Annotated in this window: 20 protein-coding genes and 1 pseudogene; 10 read left to right on the top strand and 11 right to left on the bottom strand. The window is 33.2% G+C overall.

The features are described 5' to 3' along the window. Positions 1-15: 15 nt before the first annotated feature. From AC4PRO_RS00455 to ychF, 4 genes are all read right to left on the bottom strand, one after another. Positions 16-2,649, bottom strand: coding sequence for a DNA gyrase/topoisomerase IV subunit A (locus AC4PRO_RS00455; RefSeq protein ID WP_492115883.1), 2,634 nt, complete (start codon positions 2,647-2,649; stop codon positions 16-18). 52 nt (positions 2,650-2,701) lie between these two features. Next, complete coding sequence (locus AC4PRO_RS00450; RefSeq protein WP_492115882.1) at positions 2,702-4,564, bottom strand: DNA topoisomerase IV subunit B; 1,863 nt, start codon at positions 4,562-4,564, stop codon at positions 2,702-2,704. A 126-nt stretch (positions 4,565-4,690) separates the two neighbouring features. Continuing rightward, the gene (locus AC4PRO_RS00445) at positions 4,691-5,218 is read right to left on the bottom strand and encodes an NADPH-dependent FMN reductase (protein ID WP_492115881.1); all 528 of its coding nucleotides are present in this window, start codon (positions 5,216-5,218) and stop codon (positions 4,691-4,693) included. 349 nt (positions 5,219-5,567) lie between these two features. Further along, positions 5,568-6,662: a redox-regulated ATPase YchF gene (gene ychF / locus AC4PRO_RS00440; protein WP_074723224.1), complete on the bottom strand. Its 1,095-nt coding sequence runs from the start codon at positions 6,660-6,662 to the stop codon at positions 5,568-5,570. A gap of 225 nt (positions 6,663-6,887) precedes the next feature. Here ychF and AC4PRO_RS00435 point away from each other — a divergent pair, with 225 nt between their 5' ends. The 3 genes from AC4PRO_RS00435 to AC4PRO_RS00425 all read left to right on the top strand — a co-directional run bounded on the left by AC4PRO_RS00435 (position 6,888) and on the right by AC4PRO_RS00425 (position 11,172). Beyond that, positions 6,888-9,647, top strand: coding sequence for a TonB-dependent receptor (locus tag AC4PRO_RS00435; RefSeq protein ID WP_492115880.1), 2,760 nt, complete (start codon positions 6,888-6,890; stop codon positions 9,645-9,647). A gap of 158 nt (positions 9,648-9,805) precedes the next feature. Continuing rightward, the gene (locus AC4PRO_RS00430) at positions 9,806-10,549 is read left to right on the top strand and encodes a class I SAM-dependent DNA methyltransferase (RefSeq protein ID WP_492115879.1); all 744 of its coding nucleotides are present in this window, start codon (positions 9,806-9,808) and stop codon (positions 10,547-10,549) included. A gap of 89 nt (positions 10,550-10,638) precedes the next feature. After that, positions 10,639-11,172: a hypothetical protein gene (locus tag AC4PRO_RS00425; RefSeq protein WP_492115878.1), complete on the top strand. Its 534-nt coding sequence runs from the start codon at positions 10,639-10,641 to the stop codon at positions 11,170-11,172. 99 nt (positions 11,173-11,271) lie between these two features. On the opposite strand, the gene AC4PRO_RS00420 is transcribed toward AC4PRO_RS00425, so the two are convergent. Both AC4PRO_RS00420 and AC4PRO_RS00415 read right to left on the bottom strand, forming a co-directional pair. Then, positions 11,272-12,435, bottom strand: a complete 1,164-nt coding sequence (locus AC4PRO_RS00420) for a hypothetical protein (protein WP_492115877.1) — start codon at positions 12,433-12,435, stop codon at positions 11,272-11,274. 180 nt (positions 12,436-12,615) lie between these two features. After that, a complete protein-coding gene (locus AC4PRO_RS00415; protein ID WP_074723164.1) occupies positions 12,616-12,966 on the bottom strand; it encodes a 4Fe-4S dicluster domain-containing protein in 351 nt (116 codons plus the stop codon). Between the two features lie 135 nt (positions 12,967-13,101). Between AC4PRO_RS00415 and AC4PRO_RS00410 the strand changes: the two genes are divergently transcribed. From AC4PRO_RS00410 to AC4PRO_RS00390, 5 genes are all read left to right on the top strand, one after another. Next, complete coding sequence (locus AC4PRO_RS00410) at positions 13,102-14,160, top strand: acyl-CoA reductase (RefSeq protein ID WP_492115876.1); 1,059 nt, start codon at positions 13,102-13,104, stop codon at positions 14,158-14,160. Between the two features lie 93 nt (positions 14,161-14,253). Further along, a complete protein-coding gene (serC, locus tag AC4PRO_RS00405; RefSeq protein WP_492115875.1) occupies positions 14,254-15,324 on the top strand; it encodes a 3-phosphoserine/phosphohydroxythreonine transaminase in 1,071 nt (356 codons plus the stop codon). 171 nt (positions 15,325-15,495) lie between these two features. Continuing rightward, complete coding sequence (locus AC4PRO_RS00400; protein WP_074723167.1) at positions 15,496-16,446, top strand: D-2-hydroxyacid dehydrogenase; 951 nt, start codon at positions 15,496-15,498, stop codon at positions 16,444-16,446. 121 nt (positions 16,447-16,567) lie between these two features. After that, positions 16,568-17,002: a DUF6146 family protein gene (locus AC4PRO_RS00395; protein ID WP_492115874.1), complete on the top strand. Its 435-nt coding sequence runs from the start codon at positions 16,568-16,570 to the stop codon at positions 17,000-17,002. Positions 17,003-17,034: 32 nt separating this feature from the next. Beyond that, positions 17,035-17,337: a DUF6787 family protein gene (locus tag AC4PRO_RS00390; RefSeq protein WP_492115873.1), complete on the top strand. Its 303-nt coding sequence runs from the start codon at positions 17,035-17,037 to the stop codon at positions 17,335-17,337. 6 nt (positions 17,338-17,343) lie between these two features. On the opposite strand, the gene AC4PRO_RS00385 is transcribed toward AC4PRO_RS00390, so the two are convergent. Next, entirely contained in the window at positions 17,344-17,643 is a 300-nt protein-coding gene (locus AC4PRO_RS00385) for a hypothetical protein (protein WP_074723170.1), read from the bottom strand. Further along, positions 17,643-18,191 carry a peptide-methionine (S)-S-oxide reductase MsrA gene (gene msrA, locus AC4PRO_RS00380; RefSeq protein ID WP_074723171.1) on the bottom strand — a complete coding sequence of 183 codons (549 nt, stop codon included), beginning with the start codon at positions 18,189-18,191 and terminating at the stop codon, positions 17,643-17,645. The genes AC4PRO_RS00385 and msrA overlap by 1 nt, the downstream gene beginning before the upstream one ends. Positions 18,192-18,438: 247 nt before the next feature. Here msrA and AC4PRO_RS00375 point away from each other — a divergent pair, with 247 nt between their 5' ends. Together AC4PRO_RS00375 and AC4PRO_RS00370 are read left to right on the top strand one after the other, a co-directional pair. Continuing rightward, on the top strand, positions 18,439-19,101 hold the full coding sequence (locus AC4PRO_RS00375; protein WP_074723172.1) for an ABC transporter ATP-binding protein: 663 nt from the start codon (positions 18,439-18,441) through the stop codon (positions 19,099-19,101). Between the two features lie 159 nt (positions 19,102-19,260). Then, a pseudogene (locus tag AC4PRO_RS00370) lies at positions 19,261-19,776 on the top strand (DUF2400 domain-containing protein); the annotation flags it as partial. A 15-nt stretch (positions 19,777-19,791) separates the two neighbouring features. Here AC4PRO_RS00370 and AC4PRO_RS00365 read toward each other — a convergent pair. The 3 genes from AC4PRO_RS00365 to AC4PRO_RS00355 all read right to left on the bottom strand — a co-directional run bounded on the left by AC4PRO_RS00365 (position 19,792) and on the right by AC4PRO_RS00355 (position 24,691). Further along, entirely contained in the window at positions 19,792-21,582 is a 1,791-nt protein-coding gene (locus AC4PRO_RS00365) for a recombinase family protein (RefSeq protein ID WP_492115872.1), read from the bottom strand. A gap of 140 nt (positions 21,583-21,722) precedes the next feature. Continuing rightward, a complete protein-coding gene (locus AC4PRO_RS00360) occupies positions 21,723-21,986 on the bottom strand; it encodes a winged helix-turn-helix domain-containing protein (protein ID WP_492115871.1) in 264 nt (87 codons plus the stop codon). A gap of 20 nt (positions 21,987-22,006) precedes the next feature. After that, the gene (locus AC4PRO_RS00355) at positions 22,007-24,691 is read right to left on the bottom strand and encodes a hypothetical protein (protein WP_492115870.1); all 2,685 of its coding nucleotides are present in this window, start codon (positions 24,689-24,691) and stop codon (positions 22,007-22,009) included. Between the last annotated feature and the right edge of the window lie 186 nt (positions 24,692-24,877).

The following is a 24,877-nucleotide window of genomic DNA, read 5'->3' as shown; positions in this document are numbered from 1 at the left end:
TTTATGTTCTAATAATTAAAATAATATCACTTGTCCGTCATCGTCGAGTTGAACATCAGTACCGTCGTCGTTTGTGATTCGGCGCTCAGGAACAATTTCTTCAGGAACTTCATAAGGTAATGGGTCTAACATATTCACTTGTTTGATCTTATCTGTCGTTAATTGATTTCCCAGTGCCTTAAATCCTTTTACCGCAATAAAGTCTTCAATATCGACTGTCATCGATTCTTTTTGAACCCCTTTTATCTTTGGAAAAACCAACTCAACTACTGGACGGTAATCCGTTGATACAATTTCCAATTGTGAATTTGGATGCTCCGTAATAATCAACTCTTCTTTATTTTCGGTTTCAACCAAAAAGCGTTTGATGTAATAACGTTCTTTTTCTCCATCATAATAAATGGCCGAAATTGGTTTTTTAGGAACCCATTTTTCTAACACTACCATATCCGAATCAAAATGAGTAGACAATTCTGGCGTAATCACTTTTAATTTTCCTGAATGTTGGATAATCAATATTTTATCACTTGGCCTAAATTCTCCAAGCAACTCTCCTCGTCCATCCACATTTAATCGCTGAACAGTATCGTCATACCAAACTTTTCTTGGCAGTAAAGTCGATATTCCTTTTTCTTTAATTTCAATCTTCTTAATTGGATGTTTAGAGGCCAAATTCCCTTTCGAACTGCGTCCTTTAATAGCCATACTAGCAAAATCAATATCAAATTTCAATTTCTTGATACTTCCTATCTGACGCAAGAGAACCGTAATCACTTCAGCTTCTCCATTTGGATTGCAGGTGAAATACAAAATTTGTGATCCCTTAGTTCCATTTGTCAAATCATATAGTTTGTCTCTGGTTACGCCAGAAACATTAAATCTCTTTATATAAGACGGACCCGATTTACCATCACGATAAATCACGTTATAAATGGTACGCTTATCCCCTTTGTCGAAGATGGCGATATGAATAATATCTTTACCCACAAAGGTTTTGGCATCCACTTTAGTCACCATCATACTTCCGTCCCGAAGAAAAACAATTACATCATCAATGTCTGAACAATCTGTAACGTACTCGTCTTTTTTCAAACTCGTTCCTACAAATCCTTCTTCTCTATTAACGTATAATTTAGTGTTTCTTAAAACCACTTTTGTGGCTTCGATATCATCAAAAACACGAAGTTCGGTTTGGCGTTCGCGCCCTTTTCCGTACTTCTCTTTTAGCTTGATAAAATAAGCAATTGCAAAATCAATCAAATGCTCTAAATCGTGTTTTACTTGCTCTATATTTCCTTCAAGTGCTTCAATTTTATCTTGTGCCTTATTGCTATCAAATTTAGAGATACGCATGATTCGGATATCTAATAATCGGAGAATATCTTCTTCAGTAATAGCGCGTTTTAAATGTTTAACATGTGGTTTCAGCCCATCATCAACTGCTTGTAAAACGTCTTCTCTTGTGGTTTTTTCCTCAATGTCACGGTAGATTTTGTTTTCGATAAATATACGTTCCAAAGACAAGAAATGCCATTGCTCTTCCAATTCACTTAATTGAATTTCGAGTTCACTCTTCAACAAACCAACCGTTCTATTGGTCGAAATTTTCAACATGTCAGAAACACCAATAAACAAAGGCTTATTGTCTTCAATCACACAACCTAGTGGCGCTACGGATGTTTCGCAGGCAGTGAAAGCAAATAACGCATCTATTGTTTTATCTGGAGAAACTCCCGGAAAAAGATGAATTAGAATTTCGACATCGGCAGCGGTATTGTCTTCAATTTTTTTGATTTTGATTTTCCCCTTATCATTGGCTTTCAAAATACTGTCAATCAAAGTAGTCGTATTGGTCGAAAACGGAATTTGGGTAATCACAAGGGTGTTTTTGTCCAGTTGCGCAATTTTTGCACGCACACGCACACGACCACCTCGCAATCCATTATTATAGTTCGAGATATCTGCGATACCCTGGGTCATAAAATCTGGATAAATCGTAAACGGTTTCCCCTTCAATATTTTCACCGAAGCATCTATTAACTCGTTGAAATTATGTGGCAATACTTTGGTCGAAAGTCCTACCGCAATCCCTTCAGCACCTTGTGCCAAAAGCAATGGAAACTTAACAGGAAGGTTGTTAGGCTCTGCTCGTCTACCATCATAAGACATTCCCCAATCCGTGATTTTTGGACTATAAATAACTTCCAAAGCAAATTTAGACAAACGGGCTTCAATGTAACGAGAAGCTGCCGCACTGTCTCCGGTAAGGATATTCCCCCAGTTTCCTTGGCAGTCAATCAACAATTCTTTTTGACCTATTTGTACCATAGCGTCACCAATACTCGCATCTCCGTGTGGGTGATACTGCATAGTGTGCCCTACTACGTTAGCTACCTTATTATAACGACCATCGTCTAACTCTTTAAGCGAGTGCATGATTCTACGTTGCACTGGTTTAAAACCATCTTCAATTGCAGGAACAGCACGTTCCAGAATTACATAAGAAGCATAGTCCAAAAACCAGTCCTTGTACATTCCTGTAACTTTGGTAATGGTGTCCGCACCGTCTTCATTATTGTTATAAAAATGTCCTTCAGATTTTTGCGCTTCTTGTTGCTCTTCTGGATTTAAATTTTCTTCTTCGTCCATCTATTTTCTTTGAATTGTATAAGAAATGTTCTTATCAATTTAATATTATTTTTTATACCGCTTCAATCACGTCCAACTCCACTTTCAAGTTCTTGATGATAAATTCTTGTCGGTCTGGCGTATTTTTCCCCATATAGAACGATAACAATTGTTCTATCGAGGTATTTTTATCCATCATCACTGGGTCAAGGCGAATCGTATCTCCAATAAAATTTTTAAACTCATCTGGTGATATCTCTCCCAAACCTTTAAATCGGGTGATTTCTGGTTTAGGTTTCAGTTTTTCAATGGCTACTTTTCGCTCTTCATCAGAATAGCAATAAATAGTTTCTTTCTTGTTTCGCACCCTAAAAAGTGGTGTTTGCAAAATATATAAATGCCCATCTTTTATCAACTCAGGAAAAAATTGCAGAAAAAAAGTAATCAACAACAACCGAATGTGCATTCCATCAACATCGGCATCCGTAGCGATCACAATATTATTGTAACGTAGGTTTTCCATGTCATCTTCAATATCTAAGGCAGCCTGTAATAAATTAAATTCCTCATTTTCATAAACAATTTTTTTGCTCATGCCGTAGGAATTTAAAGGCTTTCCACGCAAACTAAAAACAGCCTGTGTATTCACATCACGAGATTTAGTAATGGAACCTGATGCCGAATCTCCCTCAGTAATAAAAAGCGTGCTTTCTAGATTCCTCGGGTTTTTTGTATCAGTAAGATGTGCACGACAATCTCTTAATTTTTTGTTGTGTAAATTCGATTTTTTAGCTCTGTCTTTTGCTAATTTTCGAATGCCCGATAATTCTTTTCTTTCTCGTTCTGCTTGAAGAATTTTGCGTAATAAAGCATCGGCAGTCGCCGTATTTTTATGTAAGTAATTGTCTAATTTAGTTTTAACAAAATCATTTACAAAAGTTCGTACAGATGGCATTCCTGGCTCTGATCCCATATCAGTAGAACCCAACTTTGTTTTAGTCTGTGACTCAAATACCGGCTCCATCACTTTGATACTAACCGCACTCACAATCGATTTTCGCACATCTGAAGCTTCAAAACTTTTATTGTAAAACTCACGAATGGTTTTTACAATCGCTTCACGATAAGCGGCAAGATGCGTTCCTCCTTGTGTGGTATTCTGTCCGTTTACAAACGAATGGTATTCTTCGCTATATTGTGTCTTACTGTGTGTTAATGCGATTTCGATATCCTCTCCTTTCAAGTGAATAATAGGATATTCTAAATCATCGGCATGAATTGTTTCTTCCAATAAGTCTTTTAGACCATTTTCAGAAAAATATTTTTCTCCGTTAAAGAGTATTGTCAATCCATTATTTAGGTAACAATAATTCTTCAACATCTTGATTACATACTCATAGCGGTATTTGTAATTTTTGAAAATGGCTTCGTCTGGAATAAAAGTTACCTTGGTTCCCTTTCTCTTTGTGGTATCAATAACATCTTCTTCCAACATCAAATTACCTGCTGAAAATTCGGCGGCTTTTTGTTTCTCATCGCGAACGGATTCCACACGAAAATAATGCGATAATGCATTTACTGCCTTTGTTCCTACGCCATTCAAACCAACTGATTTCTTAAAAGCTAAAGAATCGTATTTACCCCCCGTGTTCATTTTAGAAACCACGTCAATCACTTTCCCAAGAGGAATTCCACGACCATAATCCCTAACGGTAACCGTTTTATCCTTAATCGTCACCTCGATAGTTTTGCCAGCACCCATAACGAATTCATCGATACAATTGTCTAGTACCTCTTTTAGAAGAATGTAAATCCCGTCATCAGGCGAAGATCCATCTCCTAATTTCCCAATATACATCCCAGGACGCATACGGATGTGCTCTTTCCAGTCGAGCGATCGAATATTATCTTCGGTATACTGATTTTGATCTGACATTTTAAATTTTGTGGATTTTGTGCTAATATAGGGTATCTCAATATATTTTAATAGAGTAAGCCCTCAAAGTTATTAAGAATGTTTTTGACAAAATGATTTTAGACTTAAGATTAACGATTCTTGATTTTAGAATTGAAAACTACTAACAATCGCCTTCAATTGATTATCTAATTCAGGATTAGAAATCTCCCCTTTTTCAACATCAAAATTGCTATAAAAACTAGGCAATGAGAACGAAGCTTTTACATTGCCGCCATAATATGGGAATGCATTTTTAGCAATACCCAAAACATTTGCTGCTCCTTTCTTTCCGTCTGAGGTTGACATAAGAAGCATTGGCTTTTCTTGGAAAACTTTCCCCGAAATACGTGAACACCAGTCAAAAATATTTTTAAAAGCGGCCGAATAATTTCCATTATTTTCTGCCATCGAAACTACTAAAATATCTGCACCAGCTATTTTATCTAAAAATTGCTGCGCTAAAGGATGCTTCCCTATATATTCTTCAATATCTACAGTAAATATCGGCATCTGGTACGCATTTAAATCAAGCACTTCTACTTCACCATTTTCAAATAAACTGGCAGCATAGGTTGCCAATTTTTTATTGATAGAATTTTTACTGGGGCTTGCGCCAAAGGCTATAATTTTCATAATTGTGTTATTTCCTTAAAAATACTAAAAAAAAAAGCAAATAAAATAAGATTGAATAATCAACTATGAATTTTAAATCTTGAAACATTTTCAAAATTTATCAAAAATGATACTGTTTTTTTATTTACCCCAGATTGAAGTGGAAAGCATTTTTCTAGACCGATTTGTTTTTTTCTTGAGCAAAAAGAGCGACCAAAGGAAGCTCCTTTATGGTCTTAGAAAAAAGGAGGTCTGGAAAAATCTTGTAACAGAAAGCTGGAAATAGGTACTTAAGAAAGTATTCAGTAGGCATAAAAAAACTGCTGAATTTCTTCAACAGTTTATCTATTTTCTTTATTCAATTTTGTTCCTATACGTTAAAACGGAAATGCATTACATCACCATCTTTAACTACATATTCTTTTCCTTCTACTTTGAATTTTCCTGCTTCTTTACATTTAGCTTCTGAACCATAATGAACGAAGTCTTCATATGAAATTACCTCGGCACGGATAAATCCTTTTTCGAAATCAGTATGAATCACTCCAGCAGCTTGCGGTGCAGTTGACCCAACATCTATTGTCCATGCTCTAACTTCTTTTACACCTGCGGTAAAATAAGTTTGTTGTTTCAATAATTTATAAGCAGCTCTAATTAAAACGGAAGCACCTGGCTCCATTAAGCCCATATCTTCTAGAAAAACTTGACGCTCTTCGTAACTTTCTAATTCGGTAATATCAGCCTCAGCTCCAACAGAAAGAATTATAACCTCGGCATCTTCATCTTTTACTAATTCGCGAACCTGATCTACATATTTATTTCCGCTAACCGCTGAATTCTCATCTACATTACATACATACAAAACTGGTTTTGCTGTAATCAATTGAAATGCTTCCATTAAAACTTCTTCATCATGATTTTGAGGAACTACGATTCTTGCTGATTTAGCTTGAAGCAATGTTTCTCTGATACGGTCTAAAAGGGCTTTTTCTGTTTGCGCTTCTTTATTACCTGTTTTAGCTGCACGATTTACTTTCTCTAAACGTTTTTCAACGTTTTCAAGATCTTTCAACTGCAACTCAATATCAATAGTTTCTTTGTCACGAATAGGATTCACATTTCCGTCAACGTGAACGATGTTGTCATTATCAAAACAACGAAGTACATGAATGATAGCATTACATTCTCTAATATTACCTAGAAATTGATTTCCTAAACCTTCTCCTTTACTTGCTCCTTTTACCAAACCGGCAATATCTACGATATCTACAGTTGCCATTTGTACGCGTTCTGGCTTAACTAATTCTTCTAGTTTTTCCATTCTAGAATCGGGTACATTTACAACTCCTATATTTGGTTCGATAGTACAAAAAGGAAAGTTTGCACTTTGTGCTTTTGCATTTGATAAACAATTAAATAAGGTTGATTTTCCAACATTTGGTAATCCTACAATTCCTGCTTTCATGATATTTATGTTTACATATAGCATTTCATCGCTATAAGTTATACTATTTACTTTAAAATTTTGCAAATATAATATTTAATAAATGCTTCGTAAGAAAAAACAATAGATTAACACTCTTATGGTAACATTTTATAAAAAAACGGGATTTAAGCCAATGTTTTGTTAAAAAAAAAATTTATCTTGCAGCAGAAATTAAACTAAACCAAAAACCAAATTAACTAAATTATGAAAAAAATCACATTATTATTTTTACTGCTAAATGTCAGTTTTCTTTTTGCACAAAAAGAAATTTCTGGAGTAGTAAAAGATGGTTCAGGAGCAGCGCTTCCTGGAGTTAACATCATTGAAAAAGGAACCACCAATGGAGTATCTACTGATATGGACGGGGCTTACAAAATAAAAGTACAGGAAGGCGCCACAATTGTTTTTAGTTACATTGGATTTAACAAAGTAGAAAGAGGAACATCAAACTCTAAAGTTGATGTTGTTTTATCAGAAGAAGGTGGTCAAGCCTTAAATGAAATTGTTGTTACAGGGACAAGAACTGCTCAAAGGAGCAATACCACGACAGCTCTTCCTATTGATGTAATTTCTGCTAAAGACTTAGCTTCAACTGGACAAGCATCATTTGACAAAGCTTTACAATACAAGATTCCATCTTTTAACACGGTACAAACACCGGTAAATGATGCGACTTCTTTATTAGATCCTTATGAAATTAGAAACATGGGACCAAGTAGAACGTTAATCCTTATTAATGGTAAACGTAAAAACTTAAGTTCTTTACTTTATGTTCAAACGTCTCCAGGACGCGGTGAAACAGGTGCTGATATCTCAGCTATACCTACTGACGCTATCGAAAGAGTAGAGATTCTTCGCGATGGTGCATCTGCACAATACGGTTCTGATGCTATTGCTGGAGTAATGAATATCATCTTAAAAAAGAGTACTAACGGTGGATCAGTTACACTAAGAAGTGGACTAACTTCTGAAGGTGACGGTGAAATGTTAGGCGTAAGCTTAAACAACGGAGCAACTGTTGGAGACAAAGGATATATAAACTACACTTTAGATTTTTCTAAAGTAAGTCAGGCAAACAGACCCGGTACAGTTGATGGAGGAACAAAAAATCTTGGACCAGACAATGAACCGCTTTCTGGCGGAGAATACGCCGATTTTATTTATACAGACCCTAATGACCCTGACAAGTGGGTTAATGGAGCAAATCCAGCATCTATCCGAGCAGATAATGCTGCTGGAATAATACAAATAAACGATTTTCTTGCTAAGAAGCCAGATGCAGGTAATATTAACGGTTCTCCAGAAACTGCTGCAGCTAAATTCTTAGTAAACGGTGGTTTTGATTTATCAGAAAACACTTTAATGTATTATAACGCAGCTTATGTTTACAAAAAAGTAAATTCGTTTGCTAATTACAGAACCACATATTGGAAACAATTATCAAGTCTTCCTTATTTAAAGGATTTCTTTGGAGACGGAACGGCTGCATCTTACCAAGGATACGTACCAACATTCACAGGTGATTTAAACGACTATAATGCTACTTTAGGTTACAAAGCTGTTCAAAACGGTTGGAATACTGACGCCAGCGTTACTGTGGGAGGTAATACTCAAAGGTATAATGTAGATAACTCACACAATCCATCAGATATTCAAGATCTAAATGGTGAAAATGTATACAGAGAAAATAGTCCTATTTCATTTAACCCAGGAGGAACTTCTTTCAATCATGTTGTAGGTAACTTAGATATCTCTAAAATTTTATCAGATAAAATTAGTATCGGTTTTGGTTCTGAAATTAGATCAGAAACTTTCGAAGTAATTGAAGGCGACAAAGCATCTTGGGATGGATCTGGAGCCGATTCTTTTGCAGGAAATAGACCAGAAAACTCAGGAAAATGGAACCGTTATAACTTAGGAGGTTATTTTGATCTTGCCTATGATGTAACAGAAGATTTCTTGATTAACGGTACGGTTCGTTATGAAGATTATTCTGATTTTGGAGCTGCAACAGTTTGGAAAATAAGCTCTAGATATAAATTTGCTGAAGATAAAATTACTTTAAGAGGATCTTTATCTACTGGATTTAGAGCACCTACTTTACATCAAATCTACACTCAGAAATCGCAATATTCTTTTGTTGCAGGAGAAGGGATCCAAGTAAGTGGTATTATCAATAACGTATCTCCTCAAGCACGCTTAATTGGTGTTCCGAAATTAGATGCTGAAAAATCAACTAACGTAACTATTGGAATTGGTGCTAAACCATCCAGAAATTTTAATTTTACTTTGGATTATTACAACATCAAAGTAGAAGACAGAATTATTTTGGGTGATATTAAATCTACTCCTTATGGTAACGTAGCTTGGTTTGAAAACTCATTCGATTCTAGAACTTCTGGATTAGATGTAGTTGCCAATTACAATAATATTTTAATAGGTGAAGGTACATTAGGTTTTAATTTATCAGGAAACATCACTTTTCAAAATGAAAGAATTTCTCCGGTAAAAAGCGATAACTTCGGTCAAACGCTTGAATCTTTAATGTTTACTTCAAGACCAGTTACAAAATGGATTTTAGGGGCAAACTATGATCTTGGTAAATTTGCTTTTTCTCTTAACAACACTTATTTTGGAAAAACGACATTTAACCAAGCTGGACTAAGTTCAGACTTAAGAACTGAGTTTATTCCTAAAGTTGTTACAGATTTAGGAGTTAGTTTCTCAGCAACTGAAAAATTAACTTTATCATTAAATATAAATAACTTATTGAACGTATTACCAGAATGGGAATTCAAAGCTGAAAACGCGGCTGGTACTACTCTCTTAAGCGATCCTTTACAAGTACAAAATCAATCTAATTTGATTACTTTCAACCAACGTTATTCTCAAATGACATATGATGGATATCATTTCAGTCAATTAGGAACTATGTTCAACTTATCATTGAACTATAAATTCTAATTCTATAATCGAATAATTTTGAAAAGGGCTATCCAGTGGATAGCCCTTTTTTTATATCATAATTTTTCCTAAATTTATATTTTATTAAACTGAACTACAGTAGTTAACCCATTTCGACAACAAAACCCTTATTAGTAAATCACTCAAATTAACAGAACATGGCTACCCTATACGATGGAAAAATGGCTACTATATATGATGCCATGTATCAAACATTTGTTGACTATGATGAAGAATATAAATTCTACAATCAACTAATTCATGAATACAAATGCAAAACTGTACTTGAAATAGGAAGTGGTACAGGGAATTTGGCCAAACGATTCCAAGAAAACCATCAAGATTATATTGGTTTAGACTATAGCAGAAGCATGATCGCTATTGCCAAAGAAAGAACAAAAAATTGTCGTTTTATTCTAGGTGATATGCGGGACTTTAATTTAGAAAAAAAGGTAGACTCCATTATTATAACAGGTCGTTCCACTAGTTACCTTACTTCTAACGAAGATGTTAATGAAACCTTCAATTCGCTTCATAATAACATTACCGACGATGGCATTATCATTTTTGATTTCATAGATGCCAATAGATTTATCCCCTATGCAAATGAAAACCAGCTTATCATTCATAAAGCAGAACACGAAGGAACTGACTATTTAAGAGAAAGTACTTGGGAAACCACTTTACTTGAAAATTTCATGTTAGATTGGACCGCAAAATATTATATCATTCAAAATCAGGAAAAAGAATTGATTGCCACTGATTTTTCGACCGTTCGTGTCTTTACCTTAAATGAAATGCAGCTATTCTTGTATTTGAATGGTTTTCAAATCATAAAAACGATAGATAGAAAAACCTATGCGTATGATACTTATGTCATTGTAGCAAAAAAGAGAACGTAAATAATACAATCTTTTACAGAAATTATGTAACAGTTTTAAAGTGAGATACTTCTAAATTTGTAAAATACAAATCATTAAAATTAAATATCATGAAAATTATAATGCTAGGAATGGCTGCTTTTTTATTTTCTATAAATATTCAAGCTCAGAAAAAAAATGTAAAGTCAGAAGTTAAAACTAATATCACAACCGTAAAAGATTCTGATGGGGATAAAAAAGTAATTCAAACCAAGGAAATAGAAGAAGTCCAAATGATTCGACTAAAAGATGCTGATTCCAACGTTTTAAATAAAGATATAAAAGAAAGCCCAGTAGAAGTAACTGCTACGACAAAAATTACCGAAAACGGAGTAACCAAAATAATTGCCATTGACAGATCTGCCTATTATGAATTAGATGGAGTGAAATACCAAGTTACAAGTGATAAAAGTGGCTACATCATGTTAAATCCCAATGGTGAAAAATCGGCTGTTTTAAGAAAAACGTCAAATAATAATTATATCTACAAAGCAAAAGATAAAACATCTTATGGTTATTTTACTACAGATGGAAATCTAGTTCTGGAAAATTATGACGAAACTACTGATACGGTGACTATCACTACTTATTATATTGCAAAATAGCGATAAGTGTATTTTATTGGTCAAGTCAAAAAACAACAAAAATCCTATTCGCCCATGCGAATAGGATTTTTGTTATCAGATTTACAAAGGGTACAAAAATTACATCTTGTATGCTAAACCATTAACTATTGCTTTTTCCTCATCTGTAGCAATAAAACCGGATAGATCCCAGTAATTAGTTAGAATTTTATTGTTTTTATTAAACAGTGTTTCTTCTTTAAATACGTCATTTTCCTTATAGGTAAAGATTTCTTTATTAAAATCAGTAGTAATAAAACTATTGCGTACTTCAACACTTTTTAATTTATCTTTTACGGTCAAATCATAGGCAATTTCTTCATTTGCTTTCAGCAAATAATAGCCTTGATTATCTAACCTATAACTCACTTGCACAGAAGATTTAGTTATATTTTTAACATTTAATTTCTCTTTTTCAATTGAATTCTCTAACCTTTTAAATGCTATTTTGATAGTATATTCATTAATTATTTTTTTTACAGGATCGTAAATAATCTCAAAAGTATCTAGGATTCCTTTAGATTCATCTATTGGAATAATGGACATAATGTAAAATTTATCATTAGACTTATGTGCCTTAATAACAAATTCATATTCATTACCCATTTTTGTCTCTAAAATAGGCTCTAAATACTTAAATGTACAATAATTCTCCATTAAGTTATTCAAATTATAGCCCAATAGATCAGCTGCTATATTATCTTCTATTAGACCATAAGATCTATTCTGCTCTACTAGCAAAGTCGTAATTAATTTCTTTTGTTTTTTTGAAAACTGAAAATTCACTAGCCCGTCATTATAATATGCATACTGATGATTCAGTTTAAAAAATTCTCTAACGTAAACTTTTATCCGTGCAGGAACGGTTAATTTTTGAATAGAATTTGCTACAATTTTCTGAAGTGTTTTTTGCGGACTCTCTCTAGACAAAATAATTTCATCTAATTTATTACTCTTACTTTTTAAGTAAATCACAAAATCATTTTGTTCAAGCAATGCCCAACGAATATTTTGAGAGTAATAAGTTGGTTCAGAAATCTCGATACTAGATGCCCCCCTTAATTGAAAAGCTACCATACCGTCCTTATTACTTAATAAAATTTGATCTGTTTTTAGTATTATTAAAGTAGCGTTCTCGATAGGCAATTGCGTATCTATATCTTTAATCAAAATAGAATACGTACCATTTTGACTATAAACACTATAACTACAGAGAATTATTAATAATAAAAAGAGTCTTTTCATACCATTGAATAAAAATTTAACAAACAAATAATATGAAAATAGTTTTAAATTCCTATTTATTATGAAAATACCACTTAAACTACCATAAAATCAGTTTAAATGCAGGTTACGAAGTAAATAGAAACAAAAAAACCTGAATATTGCTATTCAGGTTTTTAAAATTTATATTTTCAAAAAAACTTATTCGTTGTGCAAGAATGCTTTTCTGCTCAATAAGGTGTCTTCTGTTTCTACATGATCGTCATCAGGAATGCAGCAATCTACGGGACATACAGCGGCACATTGTGGCTCATCATGAAATCCTTTACATTCTGTACATTTTCCTGGAACAATATAATATACTTCATCAGATATTGGTGTTTGTGCATCATCAGAATCTACCTCAGTACCATCGGGTAAAATTATTTTTCCCGTTAATTTAGTACCATCTTTATATCTCCAATCATCTGCACCTTCATATATTGCTGTATTTGGGCACTCTGGTTCACAGGCTCCACAATTAATACATTCGTCAGTTATTATTATTGCCATTTTACTATAGTATTTGTTATTTGAGCTAAAAAAAGTCAAGTTAAGTCACTTTTGACTTTAAGACTTTTGCCTTTCGACTTATTAAAGCTTATTTTTGTACAAAATTACAATCAAAACAATTCATAAGCAAACATTATGACATTAGAAACAAAAAAAAGTGTTTTTGTTGAATTAGGGAAATTCTTAAGCCAATTTTCTGAAGATAATACGATTAAAAAACCTGACGTTTTAAATAACGATCCCTTTTTTGATGCCTTTATCGATCTGATAAAACTATCACAATCTCATAATGGCTGGTATACCCCAGAACACGTATATTTTTCAATTCAATCTTGGGCTACAGCACTTACCGAAGAGAATTTGAATCAATGGTTATCAGATTATACTATAGACACGACAAAATCTAAAAATATTGCTTTAATACTAGCCGGAAACATTCCTTTAGTTGGCTTTCATGACTTCCTTTCTGTTTTAATTTCTGGAAATACTGTTTTGGTTAAAACATCGTCTAACGACCAGCACTTGCTTCCTTTTCTAGCAAAATACATCATAGCGATTGAACCAAAATTTGCTGATAAAATTACTTTTGTCGAAGGGAAATTAGAAAATTTTGATGCGGTAATAGCCACTGGAAGTAACAATACAGCCCGTTATTTTGAATATTATTTTAAAGATAAACCATCCATAATTAGAAAAAGCAGGAACTCGGTTGCTGTTCTAAGTGGAAAAGAAACTAAAGTTCAACTGATTGCTTTAGGGGAAGATATCTTCCGATATTTTGGTTTAGGATGTCGTAATGTTTCTAAACTTTTTGTACCAAAAGGATATTCTTTTAACGCCTTTTTTGAAGCTATTTTTGAGTATCAGGACGTCATCCATTATGAAAAGTATGCCAATAATTACGATTACAACAAGGCTGTTTTCTTAATGAGCAACTTCAAATTGTTAGACAATGGTTTTTTAACTTTAAAAGAAGATAAAAGCCACGCCTCTCCTATTTCGAGCGTGTTTTATGAATACTACGAAGACGTCACTGAATTGCAAACGCGATTAGAATCAGAAAGTGAGCAAATTCAATGCATTGTAAGTGACAATCTGATCCTGAATAGTATTGATTTTGGACAAACACAACATCCTCAATTATGGAATTACGCAGATAACGTCGATACTATTTCGTTTTTGTTAACAACATAGGCTAAATATGTTTAATAATTCCGAAATAATTAACGCTTTTTAAACTCCTAATCCCGAAATTTGCTTTTTAATTTTTTGGACATAAACTACACCATGAAAAAACACAACTACAGCGCAGGACCATGCATTTTACCGCAAGAAGTTTTTGAGAAATCAGCACAGGCCATTTTAAACTTTAATGATTCCGGCTTATCTATTTTGGAAATTTCGCACCGAAGCAAAGACTTTGTGGCAGTTATGGATGAAGCCAGAGCACTTGCTATTGAATTACTAGGTTTAGAAGGACAAGGATATAAAGCGCTTTTCCTTGCAGGTGGTGCAAGCTTAGAGTTCTTGATGGTTCCTTATAACTTAATGAAAGAAAACGGGAAAGCAGCTTATCTTGACTCAGGAACATGGGCTAGCGGAGCAATAAAAGAAGCTAAATTCTTTGGAGAAACAGTTGTTGTTGCCTCTTCAAAAGAAGAAAATTACAATCACATTCCAAAAGGATACACCGTCCCAGCTGATGCAGATTATTTTCACTGTACAAGTAACAACACCATTTTTGGAACTCAAATGAAAGAGTTTCCGTCATTAGACATGCCAATTGTATGTGATATGAGTTCTGATATATTTTCCAGAGTATTGGATTTTTCTAAATTTGATATTATCTACGCTGGAGCTCAAAAAAATATGGGTCCCGCAGGAACAACTTTGGTTATCGTAAAAGAAGAAATTCTGGGTAAATCAGGTAGAACAATTCCAAGTATATTAGATTATGAAAAACATATTAAAGCAGAGAGCATGTACAATACTCCAGCTGTTTTTCCTGTTTATGCTTCCTTATTAACTTTACAATGGTTAAAAAAACTAGGTGGAGTTGCTGCTGTTGAGAAATTGAACAACGAAAAAGCGGAATTACTTTATACTGAAATTGACAGAAATCCATTGTTTAAAGGAGCTGCAGCAGTTGAAGATCGTTCTAATATGAATGCTACTTTCTTATTGAATGATGCTGCGCATACAGACACTTTTGACACTATGTGGAAAGCTGCAGGAATATCTGGACTTCCGGGACATCGTTCAGTAGGTGGTTACAGAGCGTCTATGTATAATGCATTGCCAATAGAAAGCGTTCAAGTTTTAGTAGATGTTATGAAAGCATTAGAAACTAAAGTATAACAAAATAATATCATTACTGGGATTCCTAGCCCCGATAGCAGTGAAAATCCTTTATATTTTTTTCTTTAAAAAAATATAAAGATTGAAACGAATAGCGGGAAATAGCTCCTAAAAATAATAATATAAAATAGGAGGATAAGAATTTTTCTTTCCTCGAAATGAAATAAAATAATGAAAGTATTAGCAAATGACGGAATTTCAAAAAGTGGAATTCTAGCTTTAGAAAAAGGTGGATTTGAAGTAATTACTACAAAAGTAGCGCAAGAACAAGTAGCTAACTTCGTAAACGAAAATAACGTTGACGTAGTTCTTGTAAGAAGTGCAACTAAGGTTCGTAAAGACATTATTGATGCTTGTCCTGGATTAAAAATCATTGGTCGTGGTGGCGTAGGGATGGATAATATTGATGTGGATTATGCTAAAAGCAAAGGGATTCACGTGATAAATACTCCAGCATCATCATCAGAATCAGTGGCTGAATTAGTTTTTGCTCATTTATTTTCTGGTGTACGTTTCTTGCATGATTCTAACAGAACAATGCCTCTTGAAGGAGATTCAAACTTTGATGGTTTGAAAAAAGCATATGCTAACGGAATCGAATTAAGAGGTAAAACTCTTGGTATTGTAGGTATTGGTCGAATTGGTCAAGCTACTGCTAAAATGGCTCTTGGATTAGGTATGAAAGTTATTGCTGCGGATAGTTTTATTGATAAAGTGGACGTGAAAGTAGTATTCTTTGATGGGCAATCAATTACAACAACTATCGTTTCTCAACCATTAGAATCTTTATTTAAAGACGCTGATTTCATTACTTTACACGTTCCTGCTCAAGATGGGTATATCATTGGAGACAAAGAACTAGCGATCATGAAAGATGGTGTAGGTATTGTAAACTGTGCTCGTGGTGGCGTTATTGATGAAGTGGCATTAGTAAAAGCATTAGACAGCGGAAAAGTATTATTTGCTGGATTGGATGTTTTTGAAAACGAACCAAAACCAGAAATGGCAATTTTAATGCATTCTAAAATCTCTTTGACTCCACACATTGGAGCTGCAACTGGAGAAGCACAAGACAGAATTGGTACTGAATTAGCATCACAAATAATTAGCTTGTTGAGCTAATCATCTAAAATTATAAGGCTAAAATGGATTCATTAAGATTGTTTAATGAATCCATTTTTTTTGATACCACATTGATAATTGGCTGATTAATATGTAACTTTATATATCAAAATTTTTGACCATGAAAAAAAATATATACATAGTATTAATAATGTTGGCTATTATAGTTGGCTGCACTACTTCAAAACCAGTTGTTTCGAAAGCAGAAAATTCAAACCCCACAGCAAACGACACAGTAAGGATTGCCAATGATGCATTGGAATATGAAGTAATTATAATTGATCCTGGTTTCAGTACCTGGCTAGTATCAAGGGCTTTTTCGCGAAATTATCATACTCAATCCTATTTAGAAAACAAAAATAGATTATGGATTAGTGAATGGAACAGCAGGGTATTACAACCATTTCGTTACAATACAAATCTCTACGAAATGACTATTAACTATGATCCAACTATTGATTATGGCTATGAAGTAAATTATTTAATTTATAACTATATGGTCTATTTTCAAAATACCTATAAACAAAAGCTTTGGGGTTATGTTCCTCCAAGATAATGTTACTATATTTGTAATCATTATAAATAAAAATGAAGGAATTAAAAAAGCGTTGGAAAATTGAATCCAATTTTCAACTTACCATAATATTTATCGTCTTTGCGATAACCGGTTCTACTTCGGCCTGGTTGTCAAAACCTGCTTGTTTTTGGTTGGGAATAATCAAAGAAGACTTTGGATTTTGGTACACACCTATTCGGTTACTTATAATTTTTCCGATATACCAATTGCTTTTGGGCTTAATCGGATCACTTTTGGGGCAATTTAAATTCTTTTGGGCTTTTGAAAAGAAAATGCTTAAAAGTATGGGATTGGGTTTCCTTTTTAAGCAATAAACAAACTTAACTCCCGCTCTCCTTTTTTATAATATAATTGTATACCCACATTAGTGTAAAAGAGGGAATGAAATCTGTAAAAGGAAATATTTCCTCAAGAAATGTTACTACTCCCCCTACTTTTCCTGCCGTTCCTTTATACATTCTCGTCATCAAATAAGCCGCTACTGGTGCCCAAATAACATCCGAAAACTCACCAACCATAGGCACCGTAAAGGACAGCATTCCTATCGCATCAAACAAAATGCCTAAAAATAAATTTTTATTTTTAGTGTTTTCACTAATCTCAATGACTTCTTTCTCCATTACTTTTTAAGTTTATCTTTATAAACTTTCTTTAACTTTTCTATTTTGGGAGTAATGATATATGAACAATAACCTTGATTTTTATTATCATTATAATAATTTTGATGATACTCTTCCGCTTCATAAAATTTTGATGCTGGCGAAATCTTAGTAACAATACGTTTCCCAAAAGTATCCTCAGTTGTCATTAAATCAATATAGTCTTCGGCTGTCTTTTTCTGCTCCTCGTTGTGATAAAAGATTTCGCTGCGGTACTGCGTTCCTACATCATTACCCTGACGATTTATTGTCGTAGGATCGTGAGTAGCAAAAAATATTTCCAAAAGTGCTCCAAATGAAATTTTTTCAGGATCAAAAGTGATCTCAATTGCTTCTGCATGCCCTGTTTCGCCTCCACATATTTCTTTGTAAGTTGGATCAATCGTCTTTCCGCCAATATAACCTGAAATAACGCTATTTACGCCTTCTAATTCCAAAAACACAGCTTCTGTACACCAAAAACAACCTCCTGCAAACGTAGCTACTTCTATTCCTTCTTGTATATTCATTGTATTAGTTTCTTTAATTTGAGGTAAAACAACCTCCTTTTTATTTCTACTGATGTGAAATTACAATTATTATCAGCTTAATTCTAATATACCTGTTCCCAATAACACATTATAAATCAAATTTAGGCTATTAAAAAGACTCCCCTATTTCTAATTAACTAAATTTTATAGTTTGTGTGATGAAAATTATTTTGCCTGCCATTTAATATTCATTTAAATCTTTGTTTCTTTGCAGAAATAGCTTCTTATGATATATGCCAAAAATTTGCACAAATATTACGACCAACTCCATGTTTTAAAAGGAGTGGATTTACATATTAAAAAAGGAGAAATTGTTTCGATTGTGGGCGCTTCCGGAGCCGGTAAAACAACTCTTTTGCAAATCCTTGGTACTCTGGACAAGCCTTCAGTAGAAAAGGAAATTGAACTTCGCATCAATAATGAAGATACTCTAACGATGAATGATAAAAGCCTATCCAAATTTAGAAATTTGAACCTCGGTTTTATCTTCCAATTTCATCAATTATTACCTGAATTTACAGCATTAGAAAACGTGTGTATTCCCGCCTTCATTGCTAACAAACCCAAACAAGAGACGGAAACTGAAGCCAAAAAGCTATTAGATTTTCTTGGCTTATCACACAGGTTGAACCATAAACCTAATGAGCTTTCAGGAGGAGAACAACAACGCGTGGCAGTAGCCCGAGCATTGATAAACAAACCAGCAATAATATTTGCAGATGAGCCATCTGGTAATTTAGATACTGCATCGGCAGAAAACCTGCACCAATTATTTTTTAAATTGCGTGATGAATTTGGGCAAACTTTTGTGATTGTAACCCATAATGAGGAACTAGCTAATATGGCCGACAGAAAACTGGTCATGGTTGATGGCCAAATTAGTAATTAGGAGCAACTTCCAGCTATCCGCTACAATCTTTTTACCTCGTCCTAAAAACGAGTTAAAAAGGATTTTCACTTCTATCTGGGCTAAGCTAATTTGCTATCATTAGTAATTTTTAAACAATTTGTGTAAATCTGTTTTAATCCATGTTATCCAGTTCCCGTAATGAATAAATCAGAACTTAAAGATTTTCTCGACGAAAAAGTACTTCAATACAACACACTCGATTTCATAGAAAGTGATCCAGTGCAAATTCCTCATCTCTTTTCTCGAAAAGAAGATATTGAAATTGCAGGCTTTCTAAGCGCAACAATTGCCTGGGGGAATCGTACCATGATTATCAAAAATTCTCATCGCATGATTGATTTGATGGGTAATGCGCCTTTTGACTTTGTGATGTCGCATTCTGAAGAGGATTTACAAAGACTAGAGACTTTTGTGCACCGTACTTTTAACGGACAGGATTTTAGCAGTTTTATAAAAAGTCTGCAGAATATTTATCTAAACCACAACGGTCTTGAAGCTGTTTTCTCTAAACATCAAGAACGAGTATCAATTCAAAAAAGCATCTCTGAATTTAAGAAAACATTTTTTGAAATCCCACACCAATACCGAACACAAAAACACGTATCGGATCCTATGAATGGATCTGCGGCAAAACGCATTAATATGTTAATTCGTGTAATTAAGGTAGCATTAATTAAATACTATCAAATTATCTTTATCCAGTTTGATAGTGTCAAGTCTTTGTCCAAAATTTAAATTAGTAGTACCAATAAAAGCTGTTGCCACTGGCTTCGATTTTAAATCACTAACAACTGCCTCAAAAAAATCTTTTCTATCTGGGTCACTATTCATATACTTGGTAAAAATTTCTGGTTGATGAAAATCTATTATATCATCACCAATTGTCTCAGCTAATTCCTTTGATGCTTTGTGATACCCAACTAGTATATATTCATTCAATTCTTGATTAGATTTCCATATGGATTTTTCATTAAAACCTTTGTAACTAATTATAAAGTGGAAGACGCCATTGTTTTCTAATGGTTGATAGGTAACTTCAATCCTTTCAATAAGTCTCTGTACTGACTTTTGAATCGTATCAAATCCAGCATCAAGGTCAAAGCCCTTAATTACATTATTAATTCGGCTCAACCTGTTATCGTCTAACTGGTCTAGAAGTTTATTTTCAACAACCAATAAATCATCTTTTAACCTTGATAACTTTATTTTATCTTCTCGGTACTTTTCTTTTAGTCTTATGTCATCATCTAAATCTGGGTCAAGCATTAAATTAAAAGCTTTGGTTACCATTTTATTTTGTGATGTAACCTTCTTAATTAATTGATTTTTTTTTAGAGTAAGTATGTTTACTTCCTCACTACTTTTTTCTACACTATTTAAAAACTTTTGTAGGTTCTTAGATAGAAATAAATGCTGAATAATAAAGGTCTCAAATCTTGGAATATTAAGAGCACGTGAATTTTTACATATAAACACTGGTGCTGCCTTACCCGTGCACTTATATGAGTTATCTCTACTTTTAATTTTTCTAACCCCTCTTATCATCGACCCGCAGTTATTACAGAATATCAGTCCATTTACTAAATAGTTATACACTGCTTTTTTACCACTTCTCTCACTCTTATTCTTCTTGAAGTTCTTTTGTACGTTGTCAAATTCTTCATCAGTTAGTATCGCTAATTTAGGTAATTTAACCCTTTCTTCACTCCATACATGCACACCTCTATAAATCTCTTTTTTTAAAATACCAGATATTGTTGACCCGTACCATAGATTACTTTTATTGGAGTACAGTTTACCTGTATTAGTCTCTTTTCTAACTGGTATAAAACCTAATTTACTATATCTGGTAGGCACTTTCATCTCATTTAGTTTTTTTGCGATACTATAAGCTCCCATGCCATCTAATGACCATTTAAAAATATCTTTTACAACTTCTATTTCTTCAGGTTCGTGAATCATTAAACCAGCATCGTCATAAGTAATGCCATAAGCTCTAACTCCATGACCTTTTCCTTTTAAGGCGTTCTGTTTAAATGCTTTTTTAACGGCATCAGAAGTATTATCTGAATGAAATTCATTTATAATTGACATCATGTTAGCCATTAATCTATTTGTAGTATTGTCTAAATCAAATAGTTTACCTTGTGGATACCATTTAGAGCCAGAATTTAAGACAGTAGCAACAAAAATCTGCCATGTTTTAGGACTTCTTTCAATCCTTGACTGGTTTATAGCAAATATGTGTTTAATTTTCCCTCTTTGAATATCTTTAATAAATACTTTAAAATCATCCCTATCTTCAACTTCCGCTTTTCCAGATACCCCAACGTCTTTATAAACTTTGTACTCTTCGTTTATACTATCTGCAAAGTTGATACCTTCTTCTATCTGAGTTTCTATCGATGTATCTTTATCATCATCTTTCTTTCCAGATATTCTACAATAAATTCCTACCATAATAATTTTTATCAAATGCAAATATAGGTTTTAATGGTCAATTAGGCTGGCAGTGTAATGAATTTTCAGTACGCTCAACATGCTTTGTTTAGCTAACCAACTTATTGAAAACAAAACATGAATTTTGCATAATAGTAACTCTATCCTTCTTCTTCTATTAACTGTTTAAACTCGTTGGTTAACTCTGTGTATCTGAATGGTGCACTTACTTTAGTGTTTATAAACCCAGCATCAGCTAGCTTACCTAATGACTCGATGACTACCTTCCTTGTTGTTCCAAGTTTTGACGCTATATCGCCAGCTGTTAAGTTAAATGTTAAGAACTGTGGGTAATCCATTATAAGCATCAATATTAGTTTTTGTGTACTGCTGATTGTTTTCAATTCTAATAATTTTGGGTTCATAGTTGATAGGTTTTATTATTTTATATTTCCTTCATTTCAAATTCGTAATCACCAACCTTAGTAATTATTTTTTTCTTACGAGGTATGTTATAGATAAATATAGCATCATGTAATCTTATAGCTGTATTATCTAAGTCATTTAAAGCTTTAAAAGTTCGTATCAATTCTTCCTCCATCTTTGTCATTTTTCTGTAGAAGCTACCTTTTTCTTTTGATGTCAGATTAGTGATTTTTTCAACTTGTTCTTTTGAATAACCACAATTTTTAAAGAAAGCCTTTGCTTCAAAAACATTTCGTGTATTATCATTGAGCATCATATTAAACTTAGTTTTTGCTTCATCTCTTGTTATTTGCTCCCTATTCATTAAGTTTTGGTATACATCCTGCGAAATTTGGCTACCAACGATTGTATCTAAAAATGACGCAAATGCACTTTTAATATCAAATTGTAAAAGCTGATAAGGTATATACGGCCTTAACTGTCTAGTTGTCTTGGTCACTGAGTTGAACACCCGATTGTCTATACTAGTTGTTTTAAACCCAAAAGTGTGTCCAGCGGCCGAAAGAGAGAGAAGCGATAAAACGTAATACTTATGTCTTTCATTCTGAGCCTCCAAACTATAAGTATTCATTTTAATAGTGTTAAGTAATCCATGCTTACAAAGTAATAATGAGGTTTTTATGGCTTGAGCTTTGTCCATAATTTGCGTTATTTCTGCAATGGTGTATCCCTCTCGTTCCTTAAGTTTTTGCGTGATAGTCCTGTTGGTATTATTAAATATTTTTTTTCCTTTCAATGAATTAACAAAGTTTTTTTCTATTAATTCCAATTGCTCTTTTTCATTATTTTCTAATAAATCATTAATATCTCTACCTGAAATTGTAGATAATGCCTTTATATAATCTGTTATAATGCAGGAGCTAACTATACTGAGGCCATATACAATCCTTTTGGTCTCATCATCGTATAATCCTTCTTTTACCATATAGATACTATATAAACTATTGATGATGTGTTTAGCTTTCGAAAAAGTATCATCGTAGAATAGATTTGAGTTTTTTGTGTACTCAGTTTCGTCAAAGTTCTCAATGTTTTTAATTTTATTGTTCACTATAACCATCGTAGATGTCTTTATTATTTTACATATGGCACCCGTATTTATTGCTGTATTCATTGCATGTTGGGATACCCTGAATTTAGTAATCTTATCCATACGAGTCATTTTATCTGGAAACGCAAGGTCATTAACGTCTATAAATGTTTTTACGGTTAATAGTAGTCTACTGTACCGTTCTGCACCAGCGTTCAATAAGAATTCCGATTGTGTTTGCACAGCAATATATGCAGTTGCCCATAACAACAATTCCTTTGGAGTATAACCATGGGAATATGGGTCGTCTCCTTTAATCTTATTTAAGACCGCAATTAGCTCTTTTTTGAGAATAAATGTATCTTGGTCTTCCTGATTTATTAAAGTTCTATATTTTGTACGGAAATCACTTGTTGATGTTTGAATCGACTCTCTTTCTTCGTTCTCTTCTACAGTAAAACCATATTTACGTAAAGATTCGGTAAGGCAAAGCCTTGGATAGCTTAAACCATGATTAATCTCATTAATAAAAGGCTGAATATTTTTTAAATAATCATTGTTATATACCACATCTCCAATGGATTTCTCAAGTTTAGTAATATCTGTTTTTATATCTGTGTTGCTGTGATAAAAAATTTTGGCTTCAATAACATTTTTTCTCACTCTTCCATAAGCTTGCACTACTTGATTAACATTAAAGCTGTCTGTAATCGAATGCTCATTCATAATAATACCAACAGCTGCATCAAATTTTAAATCGAAACCAATTAAATATTTGGTGGACAGGATATAGATATCTGCACTATCATCGATTTTAGATTTGACTAAATAGTCATATTCTTGAAATGTCTTAGTCTTTATACCGCTAGTCTTAACGGCTAAAGTTTCCCCAACTAGGAGTTGTGATTTGTAACCAATATTATCTTGATTAATGATATTTTTTATCTTAGTTAAATCATTTGTAAACAGAACTACTTTAATTCCTTTTTCACAATTAGATTTAATAAAATTCCAGTAATTCTGTAGTGGGGTTATACCTATTTTTTTAGTTCTTTTTTCACTAAGACTAATATGAATAATTTCAATCTCTGCAAGAATGTGTTTAGGAATATCTAGATTGTTATGACATGGTGTTGCTGTTGATAGCGTAAAATGTCCTCTGTGCTCATTAAAAAGGATGTTATAAAAAATGGGCATACTGGCTCTATAATCACTTTCTGAATACACTTGGGATTCATCCACGAAAAATGGAATATCCATAATCCTATTATATAATCCAGGATTATGCTTCTTAAGCTCAATGATTTGTTCAGGTGTAGTATTCAGTACAATATTGTTCCCTATTCTTATTTCATATTCGTAGTTATTCCATCTGTCTTTAGAACCTTGATAAATAAACATTTGATGTGATTGCCTATCGTTCTCTTTGCCAGCTATCATCCCAGATATCGGTGAGATAATAATTATATTCTTATCTGTTATGTTTAGAATTGAGGTAGTACCGCCAATACCAGTGTCACCTTTAATAACTAATTTATTGTTATCAAAGTTTGTGATTTTTTTGTTAGCATATTCATGATTGCTAACAAAGTCTTTAATTTTAATTATTTCCATTTATGTTTGTATATTGGATTATATGTTATTGTATTTTTTTTTTTGGTTATGGGATATCGGTGTTCCAATCGTAAGCTGGAACAAACCCTTATTTTAAGTAAGTCACTTTTAACTAACTCATTTGCCACTTGTTATTTTTATACAGGATATGTAAAGTCTATCCCATATAAAAAAACAAGATGTTAG

Source organism: Flavobacterium sp. DW-iso2, from assembly GCF_058725285.1.
The sequence above is the reverse complement of the archived record's forward strand: the minus strand, read 5'-3'. Positions and strand labels throughout refer to the sequence as shown.